This window comes from Fictibacillus nanhaiensis, assembly GCF_049537595.1.
Taxonomy (GTDB): domain Bacteria; phylum Bacillota; class Bacilli; order Bacillales; family Fictibacillaceae; genus Fictibacillus; species Fictibacillus nanhaiensis_F.
The window spans coordinates 1-2,890 of record NZ_JBMULM010000012.1; the positions used below are offsets into that span (position 1 = coordinate 1).

1 rRNA gene is annotated in these 2,890 nt (G+C 53.2%); it reads right to left on the reverse strand.

Annotated elements, in window-relative coordinates:
* Positions 1-4: 4 nt before the first annotated feature.
* Positions 5-2,890: ribosomal RNA gene (locus ACOZ9X_RS21120) — 23S ribosomal RNA — on the reverse strand; the annotation flags it as partial.

The window sequence follows — 2,890 nt, forward strand, 5'->3', positions numbered from 1 at the left end:
TTTTAAGGATAAGCCCTCGACCGATTAGTATCTGTCAGCTCCACGTGTCACCACGCTTCCACACCAGACCTATCAACCTCATCATCTCTAAGGGGTCTTACTCACTTGCGTGATGGGAAATCTCATCTTGAGGGGGGCTTCATGCTTAGATGCTTTCAGCACTTATCCCGTCCACACGTAGCTACCCAGCTATGCCCCTGGCGGAACAACTGGTACACCAGCGGTGTGTCCATCCCGGTCCTCTCGTACTAAGGACAGCTCCTCTCAAATTTCCTGCGCCCGCGACGGATAGGGACCGAACTGTCTCACGACGTTCTGAACCCAGCTCGCGTACCGCTTTAATGGGCGAACAGCCCAACCCTTGGGACCTACTTCAGCCCCAGGATGCGATGAGCCGACATCGAGGTGCCAAACCTCCCCGTCGATGTGGACTCTTGGGGGAGATAAGCCTGTTATCCCCAGGGTAGCTTTTATCCGTTGAGCGATGGCCCTTCCATGCGGAACCACCGGATCACTAAGCCCGACTTTCGTCCCTGCTCGACTTGTAGGTCTCGCAGTCAAGCTCCCTTGTGCCTTTACACTCTGCGAATGATTTCCAACCATTCTGAGGGAACCTTTGGGCGCCTCCGTTACTGTTTAGGAGGCGACCGCCCCAGTCAAACTGCCCACCTGACACTGTCTCCGAACCGGATTACGGTCCAAGGTTAGAATTTCAATACAGCCAGGGTAGTATCCCACCGACGCCTCCACCGAAGCTGGCGCTCCGGCTTCTCAGGCTCCTACCTATCCTGTACAAGCTGTACCAAAATCCAATATCAAGTTGCAGTAAAGCTCCATGGGGTCTTTCCGTCCTGTCGCGGGTAACCTGCATCTTCACAGGTACTATAATTTCACCGGGTCTCTCGTTGAGACAGTATCCAAGTCGTTACACCTTTCGTGCGGGTCGGAACTTACCCGACAAGGAATTTCGCTACCTTAGGACCGTTATAGTTACGGCCGCCGTTTACTGGGGCTTCAATTCAGAGCTTCTCCCAAAGGATAACCCCTCCTCTTAACCTTCCAGCACCGGGCAGGTGTCAGCCCCTATACTTCACCTTGCGGTTTCGCAGAGACCTGTGTTTTTGCTAAACAGTCGCTTGGATCTATTCACTGCGGCTCTCTCGGGCGATAAACCCTATCAGAGCACCCCTTCTCCCGAAGTTACGGGGTCATTTTGCCGAGTTCCTTAACGAGAGTTCTCCCGATCATCTTAGGATTCTCTCCTCGCCTACCTGTGTCGGTTTGCGGTACGGGCACCTCTTTCCTCACTAGAGGCTTTTCTTGGCAGTGTAGGATCAGGGACTTCGGTACTAAAATTTCCCTCGCCATCACAGCTCAGCCTTCACGTTGGGCGGATTTGCCTACCCAACAGCCTAACTGCTTAGACGCACTATTCCATCAGTGCGCTCACCCTACCTTACTGCGTCCCCCCATTGTTCAAACGGAAAGGAGGTGGTACAGGAATATCAACCTGTTATCCATCGCCTACGCTTTTCAGCCTCGGCTTAGGCCCCGACTAACCCTGAGCGGACGAGCCTTCCTCAGGAAACCTTAGGCTTTCGATGGACAAGATTCTCACTTGTCTTTCGCTACTCATACCGGCATTCTCACTTCAAAGCGCTCCACCAGTCCTTCCGGTCTGACTTCGCTGCACTTCGAACGCTCCCCTACCCCTGTACCATACGGTACAAGCCATAGCTTCGGTGATACGTTTAGCCCCGTTACATTTTCGGCGCAGAGTCACTCGACCAGTGAGCTATTACGCACTCTTTAAATGGTGGCTGCTTCTAAGCCAACATCCTGGTTGTCTGGGCAACTCCACATCCTTTGCCACTTAACGTATACTTTGGGACCTTAGCTGATGGTCTGGGCTGTTTCCCTTTTGACTACGGATCTTATCACTCGCAGTCTGACTCCCGCGGATAATTCTCTGGCATTCGGAGTTTGACTGAATTCGGTAACCCTGTGGGGGCCCCTAGTCCAATCAGTGCTCTACCTCCAGGAATCTTGCCGCGAGGCTAGCCCTAAAGCTATTTCGGGGAGAACCAGCTATCTCCGTGTTCGATTGGCATTTCACCCCTACCCACACCTCATCCCCGCACTTTTCAACGTGCGTGGGTTCGGGCCTCCATTCAGTGTTACCTGAACTTCACCCTGGACATGGGTAGATCACACGGTTTCGGGTCTACGACCACGTACTATGTCGCCCTATTCAGACTCGCTTTCGCTGCGGCTCCGTCTTATCAACTTAACCTTGCACGGGATCGTAACTCGCCGGTTCATTCTACAAAAGGCACGCCGTCACCCGTTAATGGGCTCCGACTACTTGTAGGCACACGGTTTCAGGATCTGTTTCACTCCCCTTCCGGGGTGCTTTTCACCTTTCCCTCACGGTACTGGTTCACTATCGGTCACTAGGGAGTATTTAGCCTTGGGAGATGGTCCTCCCGGATTCCGACGGGGTTTCACGTGTCCCGCCGTACTCAGGATCCACTCAGGAGGGAACGAAGTTTCAGCTACAGGGCTGTTACCTTCTTCGGCTGGCCTTTCCAGACCACTTCACCTACTTCGTTCCTTTGTAACTCCGTATAGAGTGTCCTACAACCCCAGAGAGCAAGCTCTCTGGTTTGGGCTGATTCCGTTTCGCTCGCCGCTACTCAGGAAATCGCATTTGCTTTCTCTTCCTCCGGGTACTTAGATGTTTCAGTTCCCCGGGTCTGCCTTCTCATACCCTATGTATTCAGATATGGATACCATCCCATTACGGATGGTGGGTTCCCCCATTCGGAAATCCCCGGATCAATGCTTACTTACAGCTCCCCGAGGCATATCGGTGTTCGTCCCGTCCTTC